20 protein-coding genes and 1 pseudogene are annotated in these 23,122 nt (G+C 67.2%); 6 read left to right on the top strand and 15 right to left on the bottom strand.

The window, feature by feature from the left end; translation table 11 throughout:
• The first annotated feature begins 136 nt into the window (after positions 1-136).
• Positions 137-454, top strand: coding sequence for an NHLP-related RiPP peptide (locus AC3A3X_RS14940; RefSeq protein WP_487583815.1), 318 nt, complete (start codon positions 137-139; stop codon positions 452-454).
• On the opposite strand, the gene AC3A3X_RS14935 is transcribed toward AC3A3X_RS14940, so the two are convergent.
• The 4 genes from AC3A3X_RS14935 to aceB form a co-directional block, all read right to left on the bottom strand.
• Positions 409-3,021 carry a putative peptide modification system cyclase gene (locus AC3A3X_RS14935; protein WP_487583814.1) on the bottom strand — a complete coding sequence of 871 codons (2,613 nt, stop codon included), beginning with the start codon at positions 3,019-3,021 and terminating at the stop codon, positions 409-411. The two genes, AC3A3X_RS14940 and AC3A3X_RS14935, sit on opposite strands and share 46 nt — an antisense overlap.
• A 22-nt stretch (positions 3,022-3,043) precedes the next feature.
• Positions 3,044-4,102: a GGDEF domain-containing protein gene (locus tag AC3A3X_RS14930; protein WP_487583813.1), complete on the bottom strand. Its 1,059-nt coding sequence runs from the start codon at positions 4,100-4,102 to the stop codon at positions 3,044-3,046.
• Positions 4,103-4,423: 321 nt separating this feature from the next.
• On the bottom strand, positions 4,424-5,725 hold the full coding sequence (aceA, locus tag AC3A3X_RS14925) for an isocitrate lyase (protein ID WP_487583812.1): 1,302 nt from the start codon (positions 5,723-5,725) through the stop codon (positions 4,424-4,426).
• Between the two features lie 98 nt (positions 5,726-5,823).
• On the bottom strand, positions 5,824-7,467 hold the full coding sequence (gene aceB / locus AC3A3X_RS14920) for a malate synthase A (RefSeq protein WP_487583839.1): 1,644 nt from the start codon (positions 7,465-7,467) through the stop codon (positions 5,824-5,826).
• 111 nt (positions 7,468-7,578) lie between these two features.
• Here aceB and AC3A3X_RS14915 point away from each other — a divergent pair, with 111 nt between their 5' ends.
• Positions 7,579-8,547, top strand: a complete 969-nt coding sequence (locus AC3A3X_RS14915; RefSeq protein WP_487583811.1) for a LysR family transcriptional regulator — start codon at positions 7,579-7,581, stop codon at positions 8,545-8,547.
• Positions 8,548-8,678: 131 nt separating this feature from the next.
• On the opposite strand, the gene AC3A3X_RS14910 is transcribed toward AC3A3X_RS14915, so the two are convergent.
• The 8 genes from AC3A3X_RS14910 to oleC form a co-directional block, all read right to left on the bottom strand.
• A complete protein-coding gene (locus AC3A3X_RS14910) occupies positions 8,679-9,332 on the bottom strand; it encodes a 1-acyl-sn-glycerol-3-phosphate acyltransferase (RefSeq protein WP_487583810.1) in 654 nt (217 codons plus the stop codon).
• 57 nt (positions 9,333-9,389) lie between these two features.
• A complete protein-coding gene (arfB, locus tag AC3A3X_RS14905) occupies positions 9,390-9,809 on the bottom strand; it encodes an alternative ribosome rescue aminoacyl-tRNA hydrolase ArfB (RefSeq protein WP_487583809.1) in 420 nt (139 codons plus the stop codon).
• Positions 9,810-9,825: 16 nt separating this feature from the next.
• Complete coding sequence (locus AC3A3X_RS14900; protein ID WP_487583808.1) at positions 9,826-10,605, bottom strand: pseudouridine synthase; 780 nt, start codon at positions 10,603-10,605, stop codon at positions 9,826-9,828.
• Positions 10,602-10,949, bottom strand: coding sequence for an endonuclease domain-containing protein (locus tag AC3A3X_RS14895; protein WP_487583807.1), 348 nt, complete (start codon positions 10,947-10,949; stop codon positions 10,602-10,604). The genes AC3A3X_RS14900 and AC3A3X_RS14895 overlap by 4 nt, the downstream gene beginning before the upstream one ends.
• Positions 10,950-11,051: 102 nt before the next feature.
• On the bottom strand, positions 11,052-12,728 hold the full coding sequence (gene ubiB / locus AC3A3X_RS14890; RefSeq protein ID WP_487583806.1) for a ubiquinone biosynthesis regulatory protein kinase UbiB: 1,677 nt from the start codon (positions 12,726-12,728) through the stop codon (positions 11,052-11,054).
• The gene (locus AC3A3X_RS14885) at positions 12,725-13,390 is read right to left on the bottom strand and encodes a ubiquinone biosynthesis accessory factor UbiJ (RefSeq protein ID WP_487583805.1); all 666 of its coding nucleotides are present in this window, start codon (positions 13,388-13,390) and stop codon (positions 12,725-12,727) included. The genes ubiB and AC3A3X_RS14885 overlap by 4 nt, the downstream gene beginning before the upstream one ends.
• Positions 13,391-13,394: 4 nt before the next feature.
• Positions 13,395-14,405, bottom strand: coding sequence for a 2-alkyl-3-oxoalkanoate reductase (oleD, locus tag AC3A3X_RS14880; RefSeq protein ID WP_487583804.1), 1,011 nt, complete (start codon positions 14,403-14,405; stop codon positions 13,395-13,397).
• Positions 14,406-14,582: 177 nt separating this feature from the next.
• Positions 14,583-16,253, bottom strand: coding sequence for an olefin beta-lactone synthetase (gene oleC / locus AC3A3X_RS14875; protein ID WP_487583803.1), 1,671 nt, complete (start codon positions 16,251-16,253; stop codon positions 14,583-14,585).
• Between the two features lie 140 nt (positions 16,254-16,393).
• On the opposite strand from oleC, the gene AC3A3X_RS14870 reads away from it, so the two are divergent.
• Positions 16,394-16,753 (top strand): YkgJ family cysteine cluster protein, encoded by a 360-nt coding sequence (locus AC3A3X_RS14870; RefSeq protein WP_487583802.1) that lies wholly within the window; start codon positions 16,394-16,396, stop codon positions 16,751-16,753.
• Between the two features lie 64 nt (positions 16,754-16,817).
• Here the strand turns inward: AC3A3X_RS14870 and AC3A3X_RS14865 are convergent, their stop codons facing one another.
• Positions 16,818-17,765, bottom strand: a complete 948-nt coding sequence (locus tag AC3A3X_RS14865; protein WP_487583801.1) for an alpha/beta fold hydrolase — start codon at positions 17,763-17,765, stop codon at positions 16,818-16,820.
• Between the two features lie 293 nt (positions 17,766-18,058).
• Here AC3A3X_RS14865 and AC3A3X_RS14860 point away from each other — a divergent pair, with 293 nt between their 5' ends.
• The 3 genes from AC3A3X_RS14860 (at position 18,059) to AC3A3X_RS14850 (ending at position 21,045) form a co-directional block, all read left to right on the top strand.
• Positions 18,059-19,348 (top strand): vanadium-dependent haloperoxidase, encoded by a 1,290-nt coding sequence (locus AC3A3X_RS14860; protein WP_487583800.1) that lies wholly within the window; start codon positions 18,059-18,061, stop codon positions 19,346-19,348.
• 132 nt (positions 19,349-19,480) lie between these two features.
• Complete coding sequence (ahr, locus tag AC3A3X_RS14855) at positions 19,481-20,497, top strand: NADPH-dependent aldehyde reductase Ahr (RefSeq protein ID WP_487583799.1); 1,017 nt, start codon at positions 19,481-19,483, stop codon at positions 20,495-20,497.
• Positions 20,498-20,682: 185 nt separating this feature from the next.
• Positions 20,683-21,045 carry a hypothetical protein gene (locus AC3A3X_RS14850; RefSeq protein WP_487583798.1) on the top strand — a complete coding sequence of 121 codons (363 nt, stop codon included), beginning with the start codon at positions 20,683-20,685 and terminating at the stop codon, positions 21,043-21,045.
• Positions 21,046-21,396: 351 nt separating this feature from the next.
• On the opposite strand, the gene AC3A3X_RS14845 is transcribed toward AC3A3X_RS14850, so the two are convergent.
• Complete coding sequence (locus tag AC3A3X_RS14845) at positions 21,397-22,419, bottom strand: 3-oxoacyl-ACP synthase III (protein ID WP_487583797.1); 1,023 nt, start codon at positions 22,417-22,419, stop codon at positions 21,397-21,399.
• 192 nt (positions 22,420-22,611) lie between these two features.
• Positions 22,612-22,911: pseudogene (locus AC3A3X_RS14840) on the bottom strand (DUF4156 domain-containing protein); the annotation flags it as partial.
• Positions 22,912-23,122: the final 211 nt, after the last annotated feature.

The raw sequence follows: 23,122 nt of genomic DNA, 5'->3' as shown, positions 1-23,122 counted from the left end.
GCTGCCATTGCCAGCACCTTGCCAAACCCTTCGGCATCGATAGAGCGAAACCGGACGAGTCCTTGTGACAGACAGCACAGAAGGTTAGATTCGTGACCTGTCCGGCCCGCAACGGGCCGCCATAGGGGAATGGGGAATGGCCGGCAAGAAGACTGCTCCACTGGATGCGAAGTCTGCGGACAAGCTGTTGGACCTTCTAAGCAGCAACAACGACTTTCGCCGATCCTTCAAGAAGGATCCGCTGCTTGCGATGCAAAATGCAAAGATCGTAGTCGGCGGGGACCCGGCACTGATGGCCTCCGTGGCCGCGTGCTGCCAGCTGGCTCGCATCGCCCCCAAGGCCGACGTCATCAAGGCTCGTGTGCAACTCAGGGAAATGCTGCTTTCAGGACTCTCGCAGCAACCGATTCAGTTGGATGCCACCAACAAGGCTTCCCTGCGCACTCGCAAGTAATCGGGCAACGTCGACGGATTCCATCGGCGGTCGAATGCCGCCAGGTCCCTGGTGGCATCTTCCTTGTGGCCGAGTTGCATCTGCAGTTCGGCTGCCCGCAGTTGCGACAAGTTGGTGTCCACGACATTGAGCGGCTGTTGACACCAGCCGCAGCCAAGCTCGATGTATGCCCGGCCCCGATGCTCGGAAAGCCATCGGGCCTGCGCGAGGGCCTGCCCGGTCTTTCCTGTCTGAGCATAGGCCTCAAGAAGCGCTACCCGAACCTGAAACCGCTCATCCCCATCGATGGCGCTTTCCAGGTTCGAGACCGCTTCGGCGGGCTTGCCCGACAACCGAAGGTCGTTGGCGACGAGCACGACCATCATGTCGCGCAAGGATGGCACGCCGAGCAATGCCTTTTGAGGCTCCAGCCGTCTCGCCACTTCGCGTCCGAGTTCGACATCCCCCATTCGCTGCGCCAGAACGCCGGCGGAAGCTGCCAGGTACGCATCATCAAGGGCACCGGTGGCATTTTCCGGCGAATCCACCGCCACCAGGGCCTTGCGCGCAGTGTCGCGAAGTCTGCGCAGGGCGGCATCATGGCTACCTTGTACCCACTCGGTGACGGCGATGGGGAATGCCGCTGCCCTTGCCCGGAACGAACCCGGCTCGACCGCCTTGATGACCGATTCGGCCTCCTGGCGCGCCTGTCTCCATTGGCCACGATCCAGATAGACCGCAGCGTGGTTGAAGTCATCGTTCTTCACGCCCGAAGGTGCCTTGGCGAACAATGCCTCTGCCGCGTCAAACCCTCCCTGGGCCGCATTCGCGCTGGCGCCGCGGAGGAGCGCCGATGCAACGCCATCGCCCGAGGCATCGGCGAATGCAGACTTGGCCTCGTCGTAGTTCTCCAGCGCGAGCTGGAACTTACCCACCAGATCGGTGGCAAGCGGCGAGAACTCGTACTGGGCAGCCGACGCCCTTCTTGCAAAAACCAGCCCTTCTTCAAAGCGATTGCGGGCGAACAGTTCGTACCCCACGTTCGCAGCAGCCGGAAAGAAATCCGGATACATGGCCGACAGTTCGCGCCAACGATCCAACGCCTGCAACGGTGCATCGACCTGGGCCAGCCAAGCATCCAGATACATTGCATCGCGCGGCGGCAGGTGTTCGCGCAGCTTCGCGGCCTCGCGAAGATTCTCGACGCCGCCAGGCAGATCGTCCAGGGCGTTGTGAGCGCGCAGCAGTCCGATATAGGCCAGTGCAAATGACCCATCGAGCTTCACGGCATTGGAATAGAACCCTTTTGCATCTGCGTACTGTCCGCGCCCATAAGCCTTCTGCCCCAAAGCATAGGCGCGCAGGGCATCGAGGTTGCCAGTGGTGGCCTCCGGCAGCTTGATGGAGTCCTTGTCGATCGAGGCAATCGCCTCCCCGAGCTTGCCGCGCAATGTCCTGGTGACTTCGTCGATTGAGTCGAGCGCCGATTCGGCTCCCTTCCCGTCGACCGACTCGGCGTAGACGGTGGCCTGGGTGTGAGGGTCGATTACTTCTACGCTGACGCGCAGCTTGCCGCCCACTTCCGCAACTGTCGGAAGGATCACGGCGCGAGCCCCATCGCGCATCGCGATCTCTGATGCAACGGCTCGGTCCAGTGGCGTCCCAGGTTGAAGCCTCATGCGCCCGAGCGTGTTCCGTGTCTTCATGTCACTGAGTACATTGACGTAGCGCGACTGCTCCAGGCTGATCCGGAACGCCTGGGCCAGCGAGTCGTCCAGCACCGTCTGCCCGGTCAGGTTCCGCAGGTCCGCCACCACCACCCAGTCGCGCTGGTTGAACGCGATCGCCGGCGCCGGGCGGGTCATGAACCAGACGCCGACACCAAACAGCACCAGCACCGCCGCTTCGGCCACCAGCGACGCCGGCCGGCGCCACAGCGGGATGTCGCGCCAGGCCTTGGGCGTGTTCGGCGGTGCGCGCAGCGGGGCGATACCGGGCTCGCCGACTTCGTAGACCTGCTGGCTCTCGGGCATGCCCTTGAAGCGCCAGCGGCCATGCGATTTCCACAACAACTGCTGGCCGCGTTCGCCCAGTTCGCGCGCGGCGCGGTGGGCCAGCGGTTCGGCCACCGACGACAGCAGGATCTGCCCGGGCCGCGCCATCGACATCAGGCGCGCGGCGGTCGGCTTGGCCAGGCCTTCCACTTCCAGCGGCTTGGCGCCGGCGAGGACGGCTTCGTCGGTGTTGCGCCAGGTCAGCACTTCGCCCACGTGCAGGCCGGCACGCGCCTTGAGCTCCATGCCGAGCGAGGCACTCATCACTTCCAGGGTGCGCACGTAGTCGAGGGCGAAGCCGAGGCCGTCGATCGGTCGCTCGAACATCAGCAGCAGGCCATCGGAGCGGTCGATCAATCGCCCGCGCCAGCGCTGCTGGAGGTCCAGCACGAGGCGGTCGTGGTCGCGGAACAGCGTCGCCGTTGCGACGTCGCCGATGCTCTCGACCAGGGCGGTCGAGTCGCACAGGTCGGTCAGCAACAACGTCCGCAGTTGCGGCGAGTCGATCGACGGGCGATGGGTCATCTCATTCATCGATGGTGCTCACCTCTTCGGCCTAGGCCGAGGTCAGTTCCGCATCGTGATCCTGCCACTGCACGCAATTGCCACCCATGCGCTTGGCCCGGTACAGGCCTTCGTCGGCACGGGCGTACCAGTCGTTCCAGTCCTTGGCCGGGTCGACCAGGCAGGCGCCGACGCTGAGCGGACACATCAAGGGGGCACCGTGCACCATCTGCATCAGGCCCTGGGCGGTGGAGACGACGAAGTCGGCGAAGCGCATCACCTCTTCGCGGTTCTCGGCCACCATCAGCAGGCAGAACTCGTCGCCACCGAGGCGGCAGGCGAGGTCGTCGGGGCCGGCGACCGAACGCAGGATGTTGGCCACGCCCTGCAGCACGCGGTCGCCGATCAAATGGCCGTGCTCGTCGTTGACCTGCTTGAAGCGGTCGCAGTCGATCAGCAACAGGCCCATCGCGTGCGGCATGCCGAGCTTGCGGAATTCCTGCAGGTGCAGGGTCAGGCCGCGGCGGTTGTAGAGGCTGGTCAGCTCGTCGGTGCGGACCAGCTCTTCGGTCTGGTTGAGCTGGTGCGTGGCGGCGTAGAGGCTGTCGAGTGCGGACTCGAGCTCCTCGTTGCGGCGGCGCAGGCGGCGGATCAGGCTCTGTTCGTTGAGCACGACGCGCAGGATCGCGCGGCGCAGGAAGTACGACACCAGGCCCGGGTCGCAATCGACCAGGCGCTGGAATTCCTCGTGGCGCAGTTCGATCAGCAGGCCGTCGCTGGCGGCGACGGCATCGGCGCTGCGGACGTGGTCGCCGATCAGCAGGCCCAGTTCGCCGAAGAATTCGCACGGACCCAGGCGCTTGCCGACGAGGTCCTCGCCGAAGTCGAGGTCGATGACACCGCGTGCGATCACGAACATGGTCGTGCCCAGTTCGCCGCGGCGGAACAGCACCTGCCCTTCCTGGATGCGGCGCGAGCGGCCGATCTCGGCAAACAGTTCGTATTCCGAATCGGTGAGCACCGCCGTCGCCACATCCGCCGACGCCGTGCTGGGTGTGCCTGCGATGATGGTTTCGCGGCTGTATACCATCGCCGCGTTTTCGCGATTCATCCCAGGACCCCGGTCCGTGGTGAGGCTGGAGAATAGCACCTGAACACGGTGAATAACGGTGAAAACAGGGCGTGGAGGACGTGTCGTCTGGGCGGTTTCGGGCTGCAGCGGCGGCTCTCGTCGGGCGCCATTCCGGCGCACGCCGGGATCCGGGAACGAGGCGTCTGAACGGTGGGGACGGGGCGTCCAGTGTGCCAAATGCGGGGTTTTCGGGGGCTGCGGGGGTGTGGGCCTGGATCCCGGCGTTCGCCGGGATGACGGAGTCGCGCGTACCGCCCCGGGATTTTGGGCCGGGGCGGTAGCGGTAACCGAGACTTTTTCTCAGGCGGCCGCGGCGCGCTTTTCGTGGAACTGCTCTTCCTCGGTCGAGCCCTTCAGCGCCACGGTCGAGGACTTGCCGCCCTGGATGGTCTGGGTGACCGCGTCGAAGTAACCAGTGCCGACTTCGCGCTGATGCTTGACCGCGGTGAAGCCCTTTTCTGCGGCGGCGAACTCGGCTTCCTGCAACTCGACGAACGCGCTCATCTGCCGGCGCGCGTAACCGTGGGCGAGGTTGAACATGCCGTAATTGAGGCTGTGGAAACCGGCCAGGGTGATGAACTGGAACTTGTAGCCGTAGCTGGCGATTTCCTTCTGGAACTTGGCGATGGTGGCGTCGTCGAGGTTCTTCTTCCAGTTGAAGCTCGGCGAGCAGTTGTAGGCCAACAGCTTGCCCGGGAACCTGGCGTGGATCGCTTCGGCAAACTTGCGCGCGAATTCGAGATCTGGCTTGCCGGTCTCGCACCACACCAGGTCGGCATACGGCGCGTAGGCGAGGCCGCGGCTGATCGCCTGGTCGAGGCCGTTGCGGGTCTTGAAGAAGCCTTCGACGGTGCGCTCGCCGGTGATGAACGGCGCGTCGTTCGGATCGATGTCGGAGGTGATGAGGTCGGCGGCCTCGGCGTCGGTGCGGGCCACGATCAGCGTCGGCACGCCCATCACGTCGGCGGCCAGGCGCGCTGCGACCAGCTTCTCCACCGCTTCGCGCGTCGGCACCAGCACCTTGCCGCCCATGTGGCCGCACTTCTTGACGCTGGCGAGCTGGTCTTCGAAGTGCACGCCGGAGGCACCGGCCTCGATCATGCCCTTCATCAACTCGAAGGCATTGAGCACGCCGCCGAAGCCGGCTTCGGCGTCGGCCACGATCGGCTGCAGGAAGTCGATGTCGCCGCTGCCTTCGGCGCACTGGATCTGGTCGGCGCGCAGCAGGGTGTTGTTGATGCGGCGCACGACCTGCGGCACCGAGTTGGCCGGGTACAGTGACTGGTCGGGGTACATCTCGCCGGCGATGTTGGCATCGGCGGCGACCTGCCAGCCCGAGAGGTAGATCGCCTTGAGGCCGGCCTTGACCTGCTGCATCGCCTGGTTGCCGGTCAGCGCGCCGAGCGCGTTGACGAAGGGTTCGCTGTGCAGCGAGGCCCACAGCTTGTTGGCGCCGAGCTTGGCGATGGTGTGCTCGACCGGCACGGTGCCGCGCAGGCGCACGACATCCTGGGCGCAGTACGGGCGGTCGATGCCGGCCCAGCGCGGATTGGTGGCCCAGTCGTGGCGGAGTTGTTCGGCGGTGTGCAGTGCGGTGGTCATGGCGGTTCCTTCTGTAGTTGTTCTTGTAGGAGCGAGCTTGCTCGCGATGCTTGGTAGCTGGCGGGTTCGCGAGCAAGCTCGCTCCTACGGGCCGTGGGTCAGTCGAGTCGTGCGTAGGCAGGCAAGGTCAGGAAGTCCTCCAGCACGTCGGCGTGGGTGAGGCGGTCGAGCACGCCGATCGCTTCGTTGATGCGGCTGGCGCCTGGCAGGCGCGCGCGATCACCCAGGCGGCCGGGCAGGTTGAGGAAGGCGCGTTCGAGCAGGGCGAAGTCGACCGGGGTGCCGTCGTCCAGGTGCAAGCCGTCGCTGTGCAGCCACTGCCACAGCTGGGTGCGGGCGATCTCGGCGGTCGCCGCGTCCTCCATCAACCAGTGGATCGGCACGCAGCCGTTGCCGTCGAGCCAGGCGGCGAGATACCGCACGCAGACTTCGACGTTGCCCTCGAAACCGGCGCGGCTGATCGTGCCCAGCGACGGCTTGATCAGGTCGTCGCGGGTGGCCCAGACGTCTTCGCGCAGCACGTGGCGCTGGTTCGGCGTGGGCATGCGTTCGTCGAATATTTCGCGCGCCAGCGGGATCAGCGCCGGATGCGCGACCCAGGTGCCGTCGTGGCCGGCGGTGACTTCGCGCAGTTTGTCGGCGCGGACCTTGGCCATTGCGATCTCATTGGCGGCCTCGTCGCCGCTGATCGGGATCTGCGCGGCCATGCCGCCCATCGCGTGCGCGCCGCGCTTGTGGCAGGTCTGGATCAGCAGTTCCGAGTAGGCCTTGAGGAACGGCTGGGTCATCGTGACCTGGGCGCGCTCGGGCAGCACTTTGTCGCGGTGCCTGCGGAAGGTCTTGATGTACGAAAACACGTAGTCCCAGCGGCCGCAGTTGAGGCCGGTGATGCGCGTGCGCAGCGCATGCAGGATCTCGTCCATCTCGAACACCGCCGGCAGTGTCTCGATCAGCACGGTGACCTTGATCTGGCCCGGCGCCAGACGCAGTTCGTGTTCGATGTGCCCGAGCACGTCGTTCCACAGCTGCGCCTCTTCCATCGACTGCAGCTTGGGCAGGTAGAAGTAGGGTCCGCGATCCTTCGCGGCGAGCACGTCCGAGTTGTGGAAAGCGAACAGGCCCAGGTCGAACAGGCTGGCCGACATCGGCTGGCCGTCGATGCGGACGTGCTTCTCGTCGAGGTGCCAGCCGCGCGGACGAACCATCAGCACGGCCTGCTCCTCGAACGGGCGCAGGGTGTAGTGCTTGCCGGTGGTGCCGTCGGCGCCCACGGCGGTGAACTCGAGGGTGCCGGCGACGGCGCCGATCAGGGCGCGCTGGCCGGCGATGAGGTTGTCCCAGGTCGGCGAGGTGCTGTCCTCGAAGTCGGCCATGTAGACCTTCGCGCCGGAGTTGAGCGCGTTGATGACCATCTTCGGATCGACCGGGCCGGTGATCTCGACGCGGCGGTCGAGCAGGGCCTGCGGCAGCGGCGCGACCTTCCAGCTGCCGCTGCGGATGAAGGTAGTGTCGGCGCGGAAGTCGGGCAGGCCGCCGACGTCGAAGTGCGACTGGCGCGCGGCGCGAGCATCGAGGCGCGACTGGCGGGCCGCTTCGAAACGGCGGTGGAGCCCGGCGAGGAACGCGAGCGCGGCAGGGGTCAGTACCCGGTCCTGGCCCTCGGCCTGGGCCAGGACTTCAATATTGCCTTCGATACCCTCATGGGTTTCGCCGTCTTGCCGCTTGGCCATCACTGCCGACATCGCCTGTAACTCCGTGGTCACCTTGGAAGGTCACCATGCGGCGGCGTGTGTTATTTGACAATCAAGATTTTTCAATGCTAATCATTATTTTCCTTAATATGCATTGAAACCATGGCCACCCAGCCGCCTTCCAGCCCGCGGTTCGCCTACAAGGGGGACCGGCTCAAGCCCCTCCGTGCGTTCTGCCAGACCGCCCGCCTGGGTTCGGTTTCCAGGGCGGCCGAGGCGCTTTACCTCAGCCAGCCCGCGGTCACGCTGCAGTTGCAGGCGCTGGAGCGGGAACTGGGGGTGCGGCTGCTCGAGCGCAGCGGTCGGCGGATCACCCTGACCCGCGAGGGCCAGGAGCTCTACGAGCTGGCCAGACCGCTGGTGGAGGGCCTGGACGCGCTGGATTCGGTGTTCCGGGAGAAGATCCGCGGCCTCGATGCCGGCGAGCTGAATGTCGCGGCGGGCAGCTCGACCATTCTTTATCTGCTGCCGCGGATCGTCGAAGCCTTCCGCGCCGCCCATCCGGAGGTGCGGCTGACCCTGCACAACGTCACCGGCGCCGGCGGTCTCGACCTGTTGCGGTCGGACGGGGTCGATCTGGCCGTAGGCTCGATGCTCGACGTGCCGGCCGACCTCAGCTACGAGCCGGTGTACCGGTTCGAGCCGATGCTGATCACGCCGCGCGACCATCCATTGGCGCTCAAGGAAGACCTGCACCTGCAGGACCTGTCGCCTTATGGCCTGATCCTGCCGCCGCAGCGGCTGACCACTTACCGCCTGATCGACCTGGTGTTCCAGCAGAACCGGGTGCCGTATACGGTGGCGCTGGAGGTGGGCGGCTGGGAGGTCATCAAGCAGTACGTGGCGATGGGGCTGGGGATCAGCATCGTCACGGCGATCTGCCTGACCGAGGCCGACCGCGAGCGGCTGTCGGCGCGGTCGCTGGCGGAGTACTTCCCGTCGCGGACGTACGGGGTGGTGGTCCGCAAAGGTAAATATTTATCACCACAGGCTCGGGCATTTACAGAATTAATAAAGCCAGCGCTGTTCGAGCGCGGGGACTACTACTCGACCGGGCAGTCGGAGCGCTGATAGCTCCCTCCCTGCTCGCAGGGGAGGGTTGGGGAGGGGTTGCGCTTTTCTCGGGCGCGCGGCGCAGACCTCGACCTTCGGCCTCGACCCCCTCCCGGCCTCCCCCTGCGAGCAGGGGGAGGAACAATCGATCACGCGTCGTGGTTCTTGCCCTTCGACACGCCGCGGTACCAGTTGCGGATGCGGTTGAAGTCGCTGTCGAAGTCCTCACCCAGGTCGAACGGCGGACCGATGCCGATCACCTTCTGGCCGTAGTGGAAGTACGCCGGCACCACCGGCACCGCGGCGGCCTTGGCGATGCGCCAGAAGCCGGGCTTCCAGCGTTCGACGGCCCGGCGCGTGCCTTCCGGCGCCAGCGCGTACCAGAGCTTGTCGGCGTCGCGGATCATCCGCGCCGCCTGCTCGACCACGCCATGGGCCGCCTTGCGGTCGACCGGGATCACGCCGAGGTGGCGCATCAGCGCGCCCATCACCGGCAGCTTGAACAACGAATCCTTGCCCAGCACCTTCAGGTCCAGGCCCATCGCCATCTTTGCGGCGAAGCCCCAGATGCCATCCCAGTTGGACGAATGCGGCGCGCCGATCAGGACCAGGCGCGGGATGTCGGGGAAGGCACCGACCATGCGCCAGCCGCCGGCGCGGAGGATGGCGCGGCCGAGCCAACGCGTGAAGGCATTGGGTTTGACCCGCGGCGCACTCGGCGGCAGCGGCAAGACGCGCTGGTCAGGGTCGCGCTGGTCAGAGCCGCGCTGGTCAAAGACCCGGTGGTCGTCAGTGTCGGCCATTGGCCCCTCGTGGCTCGTGCGCTTTCATCGTGCTGTGCGGCCTTTCAGTCCCGGGCGTCAATCCCAGTCCCGGACCACGCGACCGCGCTTGATCGTACCGCGTTCGCGCTTGCCGCTCAGCCGCCGCTCCTTGGACGCACGGGTCGGCCGCGTCGCCACACGCGGAGTCGGTGCGACCAGTCCGGTGGCGATGAAGGCCGCCAGGCGTTCGCGTGCATCCTCGCGGTTACGGTCCTGGGTGCGGAAACGCTGGGCGCTGATCACCAGCACGCCCTCGTCGGTGATGCGACGGTCGCGCTTGGCCAGCAGCCGCGCCCGCACCGGCTCGGGCAGTGACGGCGATCCGGCCAGGTCGAAGCGCAACTCGACCGCGGTGGCGACCTTGTTGACATTCTGCCCGCCCGGACCGGACGAGCGCACGAAACGCTCGACCAGCTCGTCGTCGGGGATGGCCAGGTTGTCGCTGATCTCGAGCATGGCGCAACTTTAGCAATCAGGCCGTGGGCAAGCGCGGATCTGATGTCAGCGCCAGCACCGACTTGCCGAACAACGCCAGCGCCTTCGTGAACTCTGCGTCGGTTGGTGCGACCACCTCGATGCGCCGCCCATCGAGCGGATGCACGAACGCCAGCCGGCGCGCGTGCAGCAGCATGCGATGGATGCCGAGCATGCGGAACTGGCGGTTGTGGCGGCCGTCGCCGTGGCTGGTGTCGCCGATCATGTGGTGCGAGAGGTGCTTGAGGTGACGACGGATCTGGCGGAAGCGTCCGGTTTCCGGTTGCGCGCGCAGCAATGCATAGCGCGACGTCGGGAAATTGGCCGACGGTAGTTCCAGCTCGGTTGTCGCCAGGCGTGTGAAGCGTGTGATGGCCGGCTTCTTGAGCGGCTTGCCCGGACCGCCATCGAGCGGATAGTCGACGACGAAGCTCTCTTCCGGCCAACCGCGGCAGATCGCCCAGTAGTCCTTCTCGACCTCGCGCGACATCAGCACCTTGCCCAGCGCCGAAGCGCTGTCGCGATCGAAAGCGAGCAGCAGGCAGCCGCTGGTGGCGCGATCGAGGCGATGCACCAGGAAGATCGGCTTGCCGAACTGCTCGCGCAGGCGGTCGGCAGCGAAGTCGGTTTCGCCGCGCGCCAGGGCGCTGTCGTGGACCATCAGGCCGGCAGGCTTGTTGACCACGGCCAGCTGCTCGTCAACGTACAGGACATCGAGGGCTTCTGGCTCCCTCCCCTCCGAATGGAGGGGAGGGCTGGGGAGGGGTGAAGCAGTCACTGATCACGTCTCTCGTTCAATATCCGCAGAATCTGCTCCAGCACGGAGTCGGTCCGCAGCAGCACATCGTCATTCCAGAAGCGCAGAACCCGGTAGCCGTTCGTCTCCATCCGCCGAGTGCGCATCGCGTCGTACTCGACCGCTTCCAGATGCTGCCCACCATCAAGGTCGATGACCAGCTTTGCCTCGACGCAGGCGAAGTCGGCGATGAAACCGGCAATCGGGTATTGCCGTCGGAACTTCGCGCCCGCGAGCTGGCGTTGCTTCAGGTGACGCCACAGCAGGCGCTCTGCGTCCGTCGCGGTGTTTCTGAGGCTGCGTGCCTTCTTCCATATCGCTTCCATGCGATCTCCTTTGTTGGGGCGTTCGTTCGGGGCTTCCGTTCGGGGCCTCCGTTGCCTACTTCACCCCCTCCCGGCCTCCCCCTGCATTCGCAGGGGGAGGGGTCAACGTCGGCGCGGCCAGGCGGCCAGCAATGCCCATATGCCGCCGAGGCCTGCAATCCACGCTGCCGCCGGGATCGACCACAGACGCGGGCCGCCGGCTTCCAGGCCGTACAGCACCGTGGCGCAGATCAGCAGGCCGACACCGAGCACGGCCGCGACCGTTCGACGCTGGGCCGAGCGGATCGAACGGTTGAGCTCGGCCAGGTCGCGCGAATGCAGGTGCAGTTCGTGCTTGCCTTCGACCTGCTGGGTCAGCCAGGCGTGCAGCAGGCGCGGCATTTCCGGTGCGTGCGTGACCAGCTCGGGCAGGCGCTTGCGGAACTCGCTGGCCAGGCGCTGCGGGCTGTAGCGCTCGACCAGGATCTTGGTCAGCACCGGCCGCGCCACCGCCCAGATATCCAGCTTGGGATCGAGCAGGCGACCAACGCCTTCGATGTTGAGCAAGGTCTTCTGCAACAGGATCAGCTGCGGCTGCAGCGTCAGCTCGTAGCGCTGCGCGGTGCGGAACAGCTTGAGCAGCACTTCGGCGAGCGAGATCTCGCTCAGCGGGCGGGTGAAGTACGGCTCGCACACCGCGCGCGCGGCCGCTTCGAGCTCGTCGATGCGGATGTGCGACGGCATCCAGCCGGCGCGCACGTGCAGTTCGGCGATGCGGCGGTAGTCGCGGTTGAAGATCGCCATGAAGTTCTCGGCGAGGTAGTACTGATCCTCGTCCGAGAGCTGGCCCATGATGCCGAAATCGAGCGCGATGAAACGCGGGTTGTTGCGTCGCGCCGGATCGCTGTCGACCCAGATGTTGCCGGCGTGGGCGTCGGCATGGAAGAAGTTGTCGCGGAAGACCTGCGTGTAGAACACCCGCACGCCCTTGGCGGCGAGGGCGTGGCGGTCGATGCCGGCCGCGTCGAGCGCTTCGATGTCGTCGGACGGGATGCCGCGCACGCGTTCCAGAGTCAGCGCACGCTCGGCGGTGTGCGACCAGATCACCTCGGGCACGTACAGGTCGTCGCTGTCGGCCCAGAACCGGCGCAGCACGCTGGCATTGGCGCCTTCGCGCTGCAGGTCGAGTTCGGCGGCCAGCGTGTTCTCGATCTCTTCCACGATCGCGCGCGGGCGGATCTTGTCGGCGCTGGGATGGGTGCGATCGACGATCCCGGCCACGGCCTTGAGCAGGGCGATGTCGCCGCTGATCTGCTTTTCGATGTTCGGCCGCAACACCTTGACCACGACTTCGCGCGATACGCCGTTGGCATCCGGCGGCAAGGTCGCCGCGTGTACCTGGGCGATCGAAGCCGAGGCCAGCGGGCAGGTGTCGAACTGGGCGAAGGCTTCGCTGACCGGACGCTCCAGTGCGCGCTCGACGATCAGACGCGCGGCCTCGCCATCGAACGGCGCAACGCGGTCCTGCAGCAAGGCCAGCTCCTGGGCGACATCCGGCGGCACCAGGTCGCGGCGCGTCGACAGGATCTGGCCGAACTTGACGAAGATCGGTCCCAGTTCCTGCAGCGCCAGGCGCAGGCGCGCACCACGCGGCTGCGCGGCGATCTCGGCGGAGGCGCGCGGCACGAACGGCCGCGCCAGCTTGAGCCAGGGTTCGACCGGGGTGTCGTCGAGCAGATCGTCGAGGCGGTAGCGCAACAGCACGCGGCCGATGCGCCATGCACGGAACACAGGCTTCATGCACCGCCCCCGGTACGCACGCGCAAGCGACCCACGCGCGCGGCCAGGCGTTCTACATCGTCACGCAGGGTGTCGACGTCGTCGTGGAAGGCGTTGAGCTCCTCGCGCGGGATCACGTCGCGCGATTCCTCGGTCACGTACTCGGCGGCGTTGCCGGCGAAGGCGCCGGCGGCGCCGCGGGCGTGGCGCAGGCCGGCGGCGAACGAGCTGGCGATCTGCACGCCGAGGACCTCACCGAACACGCGCACGAACGGTTGTTGCCAGTCCGGATCGAAACGTTCGGCCAGGCGCTGCAACCGGCGCGCCAGTTCCGCATCGCCCTCGATGCGCAGCTTGCCCACCGGCGGCGCGTCGTCGTTGCGCAGGAACGGCAGCTGCGACAGCAGTCCGCCCAGGGTGCTGCGGACCGAGAGGTCAGGCTCGCCCTCGCCTTCGATCGGCCCCACCTCGAGCCGTTCGCCGGCCACCCGCACCTGCAGCGCCAGCGGCGGCGAAGCCACGCGCAGGGCGACACGGCGCCCGTCGAGCGTGCGCAGGCCGCCGCGGATATCCGGGTCCAGTGCCAGCGCGCGATTGAGCGCAGCCTCCAGGGCACGGCCGGCGATGGGCTTGAGCGCGGCCAGCGCCGAGGGACCCGACTGGGAGGGGGATGAGTCTGTCATCCCGTCATTGTAGCCCTGCCCCTGCTGTCGCCAGCGCCGCCTCCAGCCGGGTGAGTCCCTCGTCAATGCTCACGCGCGGCACGTAGCCGAAGTCGCGTTTGGCCGGCGCCATGTCGTACCAGTGCGTCGTGCTCAGCTGTTCGGCGAGGAAGCGCGTCATCGGCGGTTCGCCCTTGAGCGGCAGCGCATGCCACAGACCTTCGCACAGCACACCCGCGACATAGGCAGCGCGGAACGGAATGGTCCTGGTCACCAGCGGCGCACCGGCAGCCTGCAGCAGGCCGTTGACGATCTCGCGCACGGTCCTGGGTTCGCCGTTGCTGATGAAGTAGGGCCGCCCGGCGCAGGCCGCGCCCGGGGCGAGATGGTCGAAGGCATCGAGATGCGCCTGCGCGGCGTTGTCGACATACGTGGTGTCGATGCGGTTCTCGCCGTCGCCGACGAAACGCAGGCGACCGGCTTTGGCGCGTTCGACCAGCCGCGGCAGCAACTGGTTGTCGCCCACGCCCCAGATCAGGCGTGGACGCAGGGCGATGGTGGCCAGCGAGGTGTCGTTGGCGGCGATCACGGCACGTTCGGCGATCTGTTTGGTCGCGGCGTAGGGTGCCTTGAGGTGATCACCGTAGGGCACGCTCTCGGCGGTGCCGCCCTCGACCGGATGGGTGGCGCGATGGGTGACGCTCGGCGTGGAGGTGTAGACCAGCCGGCCGATGCCGTGCGCTCGGCAGGCGGCAATGACGTTGTCGGTGCCCACGACATTGGCCAGGTGGTAACTCTCGTAACTGCCCCAGGCGCCGGCCTTGGCAGCGTTATGGAACACCGCGTCGCAGCCGCGCGCGGCAGCGACGATCGCATCGCGCTGGGCGAGGTCGCCCTGCACCTGGGTCACACCGATCGCGTCGAGTGCGTCGTAGCGGCCGCGGTTGAAACTCACCACTTCGAAGCCGCGCGCGCGCAAGCCGCGGCACAACGCCTGTCCGAGGAAACCACCGCCGCCGGTTACCAGTATCTTCATTTCGTTGGGGCCTTTGCCGCAGTCGGCTTGGTCGCTGTCGGGTTGGACTATCGCCGATTACATCATCCAGGCGAAGCAGCACGTCACCATTTCAGTAAAGCCGGAACCGTAGGAGCGAGCTTGCTCGCGAACAGGCGGTGCCGCCGCGGATGCGCCCGTTCGCGAGCAAGCTCGCTCCTACCAGGTCGCCTTCGCCGTGGCCCACGCGGCCAGCTTCTCCCGCCCGATCTTGGCGTTGTGGCGGATATCGACCGGGAACTTCGGATGCAGCGCGAATGCGTCGATGCCGGCCGTATGCAGCCGTGTCTGCCCCAGTGCGCGCAGTTCGCGCTCGATTCGCCCCCACTGCCCGGCATCCACACCAGGCTGCAGTTCGACACACAGCACAGGGCGCTGCGATCCGGGTGTGCCGGCTCCAACCCAGCCGATCCCGACCAGCGCGGTACGCCGCACTTCACGGTGCGTGTTGAACACCGGCTCCACCTGCTCGGTGTACAGCGGCCCCTGTGCGGTCTCGACGCGGTGCGACTTGCGACCGCAGAACCACAACCGTCCCTGCGCATCGAAGTAGCCGACGTCGCCCATCCGGTGGACGACACGTTCGCTTCCATCGGCGAGCGGCTCACGAATCTTGGCCAGGCGGGTCTGCGCTTCGCGATTGAAGTACAGGTCGGTGACGCTGGGACCGGCCACGGAGATTTCGCCGACGACGCCGGCCGCGACTTCCAGATCGGCCGACCACTGCGCGATCGCATCGTCGCTGATGCGGATGATGCGGACCTCGTTGGGCGCAACCGGACGACCGACGCAGGTGCCGGCGCCGGCCTCGGTCGCCGCGCGCGTCGCCTGCAGCTCGCGCCCTTCGATGACCGCCACGGGCAGGCACTCGGTGGCGCCGTAGGGCGTCCAGAACTGCGCGTCCCCGGGCAGCAGCTCGCGCATCCTGGCGACCACGTCGGCCGGCACCGGTGCGCCGGCGGAGGTCACGCGCTTCACCGTCGGCAGGGCCGCGCCGTGACCGGCGAGCACGGCCATCAGAGCCGGCGAACCGAACAACTGGTCCACGCCGAAACGGGCGATGGCGTCGTGCAGCTTGCGCGGGTCGGCCAGCGCCGGCTTGGTCGGGTCCATGTCGGGGATGATCGAGGTCAGCCCCAGCGCCGGATCGAACAGCGCGAACGGCGGGAACGTCGGCAGGTCGACGCCACCGGCACCGATGCCGAAGGCGTCGCGCAGCATGGCGATCTGGGCGACGAAGTGGCGGTGGCGGTAGACCACGCCCTTGGGGATGCCGGTCGAGCCGCTGGTGAAGAGGATCGCGGCAACGTCGTCGGGTTCGGTCGCGGCCAGTTGCGATCCAACGCCCGCGCCGTCGGCCTCGACCCGCGCCAGCGTGGCGTCGGCCAGCCAGGCGCGCCGGCCGGTGGTGATCCTGACCGTCGCCGACCGGGCCCAGCCCAGTACCACCCGCGCCACCTGCGCGAGAGGGATGCCGATGAACGCCTCCGGCTGGGCTTCGTCCAGGCATTGCCGCAGCGCGCGCCGGTCGATGCCGGGATCGACCAGCACCGGCACCGCGCCGGCCTTGAACAGGGCGAACATCAGCAGGAAGAACTCCGGCGACGGCCGCACCATCACCACGGTGCGGGTGCCGCGGACGATCCCGCGCCGGCCCAGGCCGGCGGCGATCGCGTCGCTGCGGGCGTCCAGTTCGCGGTAGGTCAGGGTCAGGTCGAACCGCGCCAGGCCGTCCGGGCCGCGCGTGCCGGGGCAGCGCATGGCGACCCTGTCTGGGAACTGCGCCGCCAGCAGGGGCAACGAGGCGGCGATGTTGCAGGGGGTGCTCATCCGTTCATGCTCATCCATTCATTCTCGCCTTTATGCACAGTGCTTGCGTCGCGTTCATTCAGTATTTGCGGCGCTTGCTTCGCGCCGACAAAGCCTCAGAATCGCGCCCCCGAACCGCTGTTTCCGGACCCCGTCCGCCCATGCAACACCCCTGCCTGACCTGTGGCGCCTGCTGCGCCTTCTTCCGCGTGAGTTTCCACTGGTCCGAGGCCGACCCGGAGCTGGGCGGGCGGGTGCCGCTGGAACTGACCGAGTCGCTGCGCTCGCACGAACGGGTCATGCGCGGCACCTCGCAGGCGCAGCCGAGCTGCGTGGCACTGGACGCCGACATCGGCCGCTACAGCCGCTGCAGCATCCACGACCGGCGCCCGTCGGTTTGCGCGGCGGTGCCGGCATCGTGGGAGTTCGGCGCCGCCAGCGCGCAGTGCGACAAGGCGCGTGTGGCGCATGGGCTGGCGGTGCTGACACCGCAGGACTGGATCGGCGTGGAAACACCGTAGGAGCGAGCTTGCTCGCGATCCCACGCATCCGCCACGGGCACGCTGTTCGCGAGCAAGCTCGCTCCTACCGGACTGCGGTAGCGGGCAGCGGGTGCGTGTCCAGGAACGTGCGGATCTCCGGCACCAGCACCTCGGCCTTGTCCTCCAGCACGTAGTGCCCAGCATCCTCGAACGCATGCACCTGCGCCTGCGGCAGCGCGTCGGTGAAGCCCTTGAGGAAATGCTGGTCGAAGACGAAGTCGCGCAGGCCCCAGCCGATGAAGGCCGGGCGATCGGCGTACTCGGGCAGCTTGCGACCCATCGCCTGCACCAGCGGCCAGGCGGCATCGCCCTCGCCCAGCGGGATGTCCTGGACGAAACGCGAGGTGGCGATGCGATTGGCCCAGCTGTCGTACGGCGCCAGGTAAGCGCGGCGGACGTCGCCGGGCATCGCGTTTTCGACACCGACCCGCGCGGTGATCGCGGCGAAGGCGTTGAGGCCGCGGATCAGGCCGGTGCCCAGCGCCGAATCGCGTCCCAGGCGCAGCGACTTCGGCAGCGGCTTGGCCGCCGGCAACGGGAACGCACCGGTGTTGAGGATGACCAGCCGGCGGATCTGCGCCGAATGCTTCAGGCCCCAGCCAAAGCCGATGCCACCACCCCAGTCGTGCACCGCCAGCGTCACCGGACCGGTCACACCCAGCGTCTGCAGCAGCATCTCGACGTCGTCGATGCGCGACTGCAGGGTGTAGCGGTAGCCCGGGCTGGCGCCCACGCCATCGTCAGGCTGGGCATCGTCGGGCTTGTCCGACAGGCCCATGCCGACATGGTCGGGAACGATGCAGCGGTAGCGATCGCGCAGGCCCAGCACCAGACGGCGCCAGTAGTAGCTCCACGACGGGTTGCCGTGCAGCATCACCACCACTTCGCCGTCGCGCGGGCCTTCGTCGAGATAGCTCATCGCGATGCCGGGTCGGACCTGCAGGCGCTGCGGGGTGAAGGGATAGTCGGGAAGCGGAAGGTCGATCGTCATGGCGGCTCGGTGGCGCTCGCGGGAGGCCGCAAGCCGGGAACAAGCCGCCATTATCCCGTGCCGAGGCGGGTATGCGCACTTCGACGCGGCCTCGTCGAACCGGGCGTCGACCCGGCAGGCTTCGTGCCGGGGCCCGGGGCCCCGTAGCACGTGCGTTTGCACGGCGTCGCCCGCGCGGTGGTCGTTCCGCGTAATTCTTTTGCGTCGCTCGCGTACCTCTTTGGCGTCGAGTTCAATGCCGCCGCCCGGCGGTCGCGTCGCGGTGACGCGTCCTCTGATGCAAGGAGTCCACCATGAAGTCCCCCCGGATGCGTTCGTCCCGCTGGTTGCTGGCGGGTGTACTGCCGTTGGTTGTTCCGTGCCAGGCACTGGCCGACGCCGTGACCGACTGGAATGCCACGACCAACCTGGTCATCGGCGCGGCAGGGGGCCCGCCGCAGCAGTTCCGCGTGTTCGCGATGGTCCACATCGCCATCCACGATGCATTGAACGCGATCGATCCTCGCTACAAGACGTACGCCGCGGTCGGTGCCGGCAATCCCAACGCTTCCCCCGATGCCGCGGTCGCGCGTGCAGCGCGCGATGTCCTGCTGGCGACACTGCCGACCCAGGCCGCGACCATCAATACCGCCTACACCAACTTCATCGCTGCCCTTCCTGCCTGCCCTCCGGCGAAGGCAGCCTGCATCAGCCGGGGCGAGACCATCGGCGCCGGGGCCGCCAATGCCATCCTCGACATGCGCGTACTCGACGGCTCGCAGACCCCGCATGTTCCGTACACGCTCGGACCTGGTCCTGGTGTCTACCAGCCGACGCCGCCGACACCGCCCGCGCCGGCGCCGTTCCCGCAGTTCGGTGGCTGGGGCAATGTCGAACCGTTCGCGCTGTCCAGCCCATGGCAGTTCAACCCGGGTCGGGCGGCCATGCTCAACCTCCGGAGCAAGGCCTACGCCCGGGACTACAACGAGGTCAAAGCCGTCGGCAACGCCGTCGTCCGCAATGCCGCACCCGATTCCGAGGAAAGTCGCATCGCGCGTTTCTGGCCAGGCGGTGGCGGCAACCTCAACGGCGTCGCCCGCGTCATCGTCGCCGACTACGACCTCGACCTGTGGGAGAACGCGCGACTGTTCGCACTGATGAACATCGCCATCAACGATGGCCTCGTCGCCACGTTCCGGGTCAAGTACTACTACAACTTCTGGCGCCCCTATACGGCGATCCACTGGGTCAACGACGGCAACGCGGCCACGCAACCCGACGCCACCTGGACGTCCTACATCGTCACGCCGCCGTATCCGGACTACACCTGCGGCCTGCCCAACACCGTCGGCTCCTTCGCCGGCGTGCTGCGCGAGTTCTTCGGCAGCGACGAAGTTCCGTTCACCTTCACTGCAAGTGGGCTTCCGCCCGCGGTGACCCGCAGCTACACCAGCCTGTCGCAGGCCGCTGACGAGTCCGCGGATGCGCGCGTCTATGGCGGCATCCACTTCCGTACCGGTTGCGAGGCCGGGGTGAAGCTGGGTGAGAAGGTCGGCAAGTTCGTGTTCAAGACGCAGTTGCGGCCGCAGCGCAGGCGCCATTGAGTCATCTGAATCGAGCACGGCGACCGGACCTGCAGCCTTGCGCCCGCAGGTCCGGTCATTGCGATTTCATCCGTTCGATGCGACGGCCGGCGTAGCGTGTCGGGTCCTTGCTGCTGCGTTGTGGAGAGTCGGATGTCGACCGTCAAGGCGTGGGCCGCCCAGGGCCCTGGCCAGTCGCTGGCCTTGCAGAACCTGGACCTTGGACCGCTCGGCGCGGAAGAGGTCGAAGTGGATGTCGAGTACTGCGGCATCTGCCACTCCGACCTGTCGATGCTCGACAACGACTGGGGCATGACCCGGTACCCGCTGGTACCAGGCCATGAGGCAATCGGCCGCATTTCGGCAGTCGGCAGCCATGCCAAGGGACTGCAGGTGGGCCAGCGCGTCGGCGTGGGCTGGACCGCGGAAACCTGCATGCATTGCCGCGAATGCCTGGCCGGTGACCAGAATCTGTGCGCGTCCGTGACGCCGACCATCGGCGGGCACCACGGCGCGTTCGCGCAGAAAGTGCGCGCGCACTGGGCCTGGGCGATCCCGGTCCCGGAGGGACTGGATGTCGCCAGCGCAGGCCCGCTGCTGTGCGGCGGCATTACCGTCTTCAAGCCCTTCCTGGCCTACGACATCAAGCCGACCATGCGCGTGGGCGTGGTCGGCATTGGCGGCCTGGGCCACATGGCGATCAAGTTCGCCGCCGCCTGGGGCTGCGATGTCACGGCGTTCACTTCGACCGCAGCCAAAGCCGACGAGACGCGCGGATTTGGCGCGCACCACGTCGTCGCCAGTCGCGACTCGGCGGCGATCGCCGCCATCGCCGGCAGCCTCGACCTGCTGCTGGTGACGGTGAACGTGCCTATGGACTGGGACGCGATGGTCGGCACGCTCGCGCCGAAGGGCCGCATGCATGTGGTCGGCCTGGTACTGGAGCCGATCCCGGTGTCCGCTTTGAGCCTGATCATGAAGCAGCGGGAGATCTCGGGATCGCCGACCGGCTCACCGACCGACATCGCGACGCTGCTCGACTTCGCCGCCCGGCACGACATCCGACCGCAGGTCGAGATGTTCCCGATGAGCCAGGTCAACGAAGCGCTCGCGCACCTGCGCGCGGGCAAGGCGCGCTATCGCATCGTGCTGGACGCGGCGGCGATCTAGGACAACCGGTGCTGTCATCCCGAGCGTAGCGAGGGATCTGTTTTCCGCGGCGAACAGCAGGTCCCTCGCTGCGCTCGGGACGACATTTGTGCGGATCTGATCCTTTGCGCGCCACATCACCCGTCGCTAACGCGAGCCAGTTGCCGGCATGGGAGCATCGGTCATCCACGCATCCGGAGATCCAGATGAAGAAGTTCATGGCTGTCTACACCGGCACGGCCGCCGCCCGCGAGAAGGCCGAGCGCGAGCTGGCCGACGAAGCTGCACGCAACGAGCGCGATCGCCGGGGCATGGAAGCCTGGGGCAAATGGGTCGAAACCCATCGCGACGCCATCGTCGACATGGGCGCGCCGCTCGGCCGCACCAAGCGCGTCGGTCCCGATGGCATCAGCGACATCACCAATGCCCTGGCCGCCTACACGGTGGTGCAGGCCGAGTCATATGAAGCGGCGGCGAAGTTGTTCGAGAACCATCCGCACTTCACGATCTTCCCGGGCGAGGCCGTCGAGGTCATGGAGTGCCTGCCGATTCCGGGCGGTACGGCCTGACGTTTGAGGCCGCGAAGAACAACGTCCATGGGTTCCCGCCTTCGCGGGAACGACGGGCATGGAGCAACGACGCTGGGTCCCCGCCTTCGCGGGGATGACGGTTTTCGGGGGATGACCCTCTTCCAGCGACGGTGGGAGCCCCTCTCCCGTTTACGGGAGAGGGGTTGGGGTGAGGGCCACCGAAGACCATGCAACGAAATGCCGAAGCGTCGTCCGCCGGGCCGCAGACGCAAGCCCAACACACAACTGCACCAGCAGGTCCCTCACTACGTTCGGAACGACGGGCGACGGCAGAACCAAAAGAAAACCCGGCACATGGCCGGGCTTTCTGTTTCCGGAAAGTGGTGGCGCTTACCAGACCACTTCCGCCATCGAGCAGTTCAAGCCCGAGCCGATGCCCAGCAGCGCCACGCGCGTACCCTTCTTCAGGCGGCCGCCCTCGCGCAGCTTGCTCAGCACGATCGGCACCGAGGCCGGACCGATGTTGCCGTGCTCGCCGAAGATGGTCATGACCTTCTTCGGATCGATGCCGAAAGCCTTGAGGAAGGCCTGGGTGTGGGCCTTGCTGACCTGGTGGATGACGAACTCGTCGAGCTCCTCGACCACCCAGCCCATCGCCGCGCGGGCAGCGACGAAGGTGGTCTTGGCGAGCTTGAGGCCTTCGATCATCAGCATGCGGCCGTCGGCCACCATGCGGTCGTGGTGCAGATCGCCGCGGCACAGCTGGTTCCACTCGGTGGCCGAGCGGGTGACGCTGCCGCGGTAACGCGGGGCGCCCGGGGCCAGCTCGGTACGCGCCAGCACCATCGCGGCGGCACCGCTGCCGAGCGTGAGCGTGGCCATCTCGTCGCGGAACTGCTCTTCGGTGACGTCGTCGCGGCTCAGGCGCTCGAGGGTCTTCTCGTAGGCCAGGTCAGCGGTTTCGCCATTGACGACCAGGGCGTAGTCGATCTCGCCGCGCTCGATCATGCGGCTGGCGATGTCCATGCCGTTGAGGAACGCGAGACAGGCGTTGGCCACGTCGAAGTTCTGGCAGGTGTTGGGCAGACGCAGGTTGCCGGACACGATCGAAGCCGTGGACGGCTCCAGGTAGTCACGGCTGACCGACGTGCTGACGAGCAGGCCGACGCGATCGGCATCGATGCCGGCATCCGCCAGTGCCTTCACGCCCGCGAGCGTGGCGGCATCGGAAGCGCGGACTTCACCGTCCCACAGACGGCGCTCGCGTACACCGGCGACTTCCTCGAGCACGTTGTACTTGATGCCGAGACGATCGAGCGTGGGCCTGAGGCGCGCGTTGATCTCGTCAGAGGTCAGCCGGCGGGGAGCATCGATATGTGCGAGGCCGGCGATTGCGACGTGCTGGAACAACATGGTGGGCTGACCGGAGACGGATGAACACACCATGTTAACGCTTTATGGGGCAAGCCACCATTCGGTGGCGTGTGGTCCACCCCCGCCGGCGACGGACGGTGCGGCCCGATCAGAGCCCGGTCAGCGCCCGATCGGATAGGTCTGGGCGCTGCCGCCGGTCCCGGGAGCCTTCGTAGCGGCGTTCCCGGCGGCGCAGCGCCAGGCGGCGAAGCGCTGCGAGCCATTGAGGGGTTCGCCCATCGGCTGAACGGTATCGGCCTGCAGGCTCGGCGCCTCATTGCGTGCAAGCGTTTCCAGCTCCTCGCGAACGCGCAGGGCGTTGCGGTCATAGAAGGCCACGCTGTTCTTGACCGACACCTCGACCTCGCCGCGCTTCTCGCAGCCGGCCGGCGCACTGCTGCCGTCGATCACGCGCACCGAGGACGCGCCCGGCGCCATCTGCACCCAGGTGCAGCCACCCATCGCGACCACGCACCCCACTGCCAGGACCATTCCCCACATCGACTGACGCATTGCCTGCTCCGGATGATGACTGAGTGCGGCACGGCGCAATTCGCGACCGGCCACTCGACCGGCGCGATTGTCGCCTCACCGGCCGATGTTGTGAATGAGAAGAAGTGAACAGCGACTGAGGCAGCGGTCGCGTTTCAGCGCAAACCGCCGGCTTCTGTAGGAGCGAGCTTGCTCGCGAACAGACCTGTCC

The sequence above is a fragment of the Lysobacter sp. Soil_N_23 genome, assembly GCF_057656135.1.
The sequence above is the reverse complement of the archived record's forward strand: the minus strand, read 5'-3'. Positions and strand labels throughout refer to the sequence as shown.

What these genes read in the sequence shown, in the direction of transcription:
- AC3A3X_RS14860 (WP_487583800.1), top strand. Translation starts at nt 18,059, where the DNA reads ATGAAGTCCCCCCGGATGCGTTCGTCCCGCTGGTTGCTGGCGGGTGTA.
- AC3A3X_RS14865 (WP_487583801.1), bottom strand. Translation starts at nt 17,765, where the DNA reads ATGACGATCGACCTTCCGCTTCCCGACTATCCCTTCACCCCGCAGCGC.
- aceA (WP_487583812.1), bottom strand. Translation starts at nt 5,725, where the DNA reads ATGACCACCGCACTGCACACCGCCGAACAACTCCGCCACGACTGGGCC.
- aceB (WP_487583839.1), bottom strand. Translation starts at nt 7,467, where the DNA reads ATGTCGGCAGTGATGGCCAAGCGGCAAGACGGCGAAACCCATGAGGGT.
- AC3A3X_RS14870 (WP_487583802.1), top strand. Translation starts at nt 16,394, where the DNA reads ATGCAACACCCCTGCCTGACCTGTGGCGCCTGCTGCGCCTTCTTCCGC.
- AC3A3X_RS14935 (WP_487583814.1), bottom strand. Translation starts at nt 3,021, where the DNA reads ATGAATGAGATGACCCATCGCCCGTCGATCGACTCGCCGCAACTGCGG.
- ubiB (WP_487583806.1), bottom strand. Translation starts at nt 12,728, where the DNA reads ATGAAGCCTGTGTTCCGTGCATGGCGCATCGGCCGCGTGCTGTTGCGC.
- AC3A3X_RS14850 (WP_487583798.1), top strand. Translation starts at nt 20,683, where the DNA reads ATGAAGAAGTTCATGGCTGTCTACACCGGCACGGCCGCCGCCCGCGAG.
- ahr (WP_487583799.1), top strand. Translation starts at nt 19,481, where the DNA reads ATGTCGACCGTCAAGGCGTGGGCCGCCCAGGGCCCTGGCCAGTCGCTG.
- AC3A3X_RS14930 (WP_487583813.1), bottom strand. Translation starts at nt 4,102, where the DNA reads ATGAATCGCGAAAACGCGGCGATGGTATACAGCCGCGAAACCATCATC.
- oleC (WP_487583803.1), bottom strand. Translation starts at nt 16,253, where the DNA reads ATGAGCACCCCCTGCAACATCGCCGCCTCGTTGCCCCTGCTGGCGGCG.
- oleD (WP_487583804.1), bottom strand. Translation starts at nt 14,405, where the DNA reads ATGAAGATACTGGTAACCGGCGGCGGTGGTTTCCTCGGACAGGCGTTG.
- AC3A3X_RS14910 (WP_487583810.1), bottom strand. Translation starts at nt 9,332, where the DNA reads ATGGCCGACACTGACGACCACCGGGTCTTTGACCAGCGCGGCTCTGAC.
- AC3A3X_RS14885 (WP_487583805.1), bottom strand. Translation starts at nt 13,390, where the DNA reads ATGACAGACTCATCCCCCTCCCAGTCGGGTCCCTCGGCGCTGGCCGCG.
- AC3A3X_RS14845 (WP_487583797.1), bottom strand. Translation starts at nt 22,419, where the DNA reads ATGTTGTTCCAGCACGTCGCAATCGCCGGCCTCGCACATATCGATGCT.
- AC3A3X_RS14915 (WP_487583811.1), top strand. Translation starts at nt 7,579, where the DNA reads ATGGCCACCCAGCCGCCTTCCAGCCCGCGGTTCGCCTACAAGGGGGAC.
- AC3A3X_RS14940 (WP_487583815.1), top strand. Translation starts at nt 137, where the DNA reads ATGGCCGGCAAGAAGACTGCTCCACTGGATGCGAAGTCTGCGGACAAG.
- AC3A3X_RS14895 (WP_487583807.1), bottom strand. Translation starts at nt 10,949, where the DNA reads ATGGAAGCGATATGGAAGAAGGCACGCAGCCTCAGAAACACCGCGACG.
- arfB (WP_487583809.1), bottom strand. Translation starts at nt 9,809, where the DNA reads ATGCTCGAGATCAGCGACAACCTGGCCATCCCCGACGACGAGCTGGTC.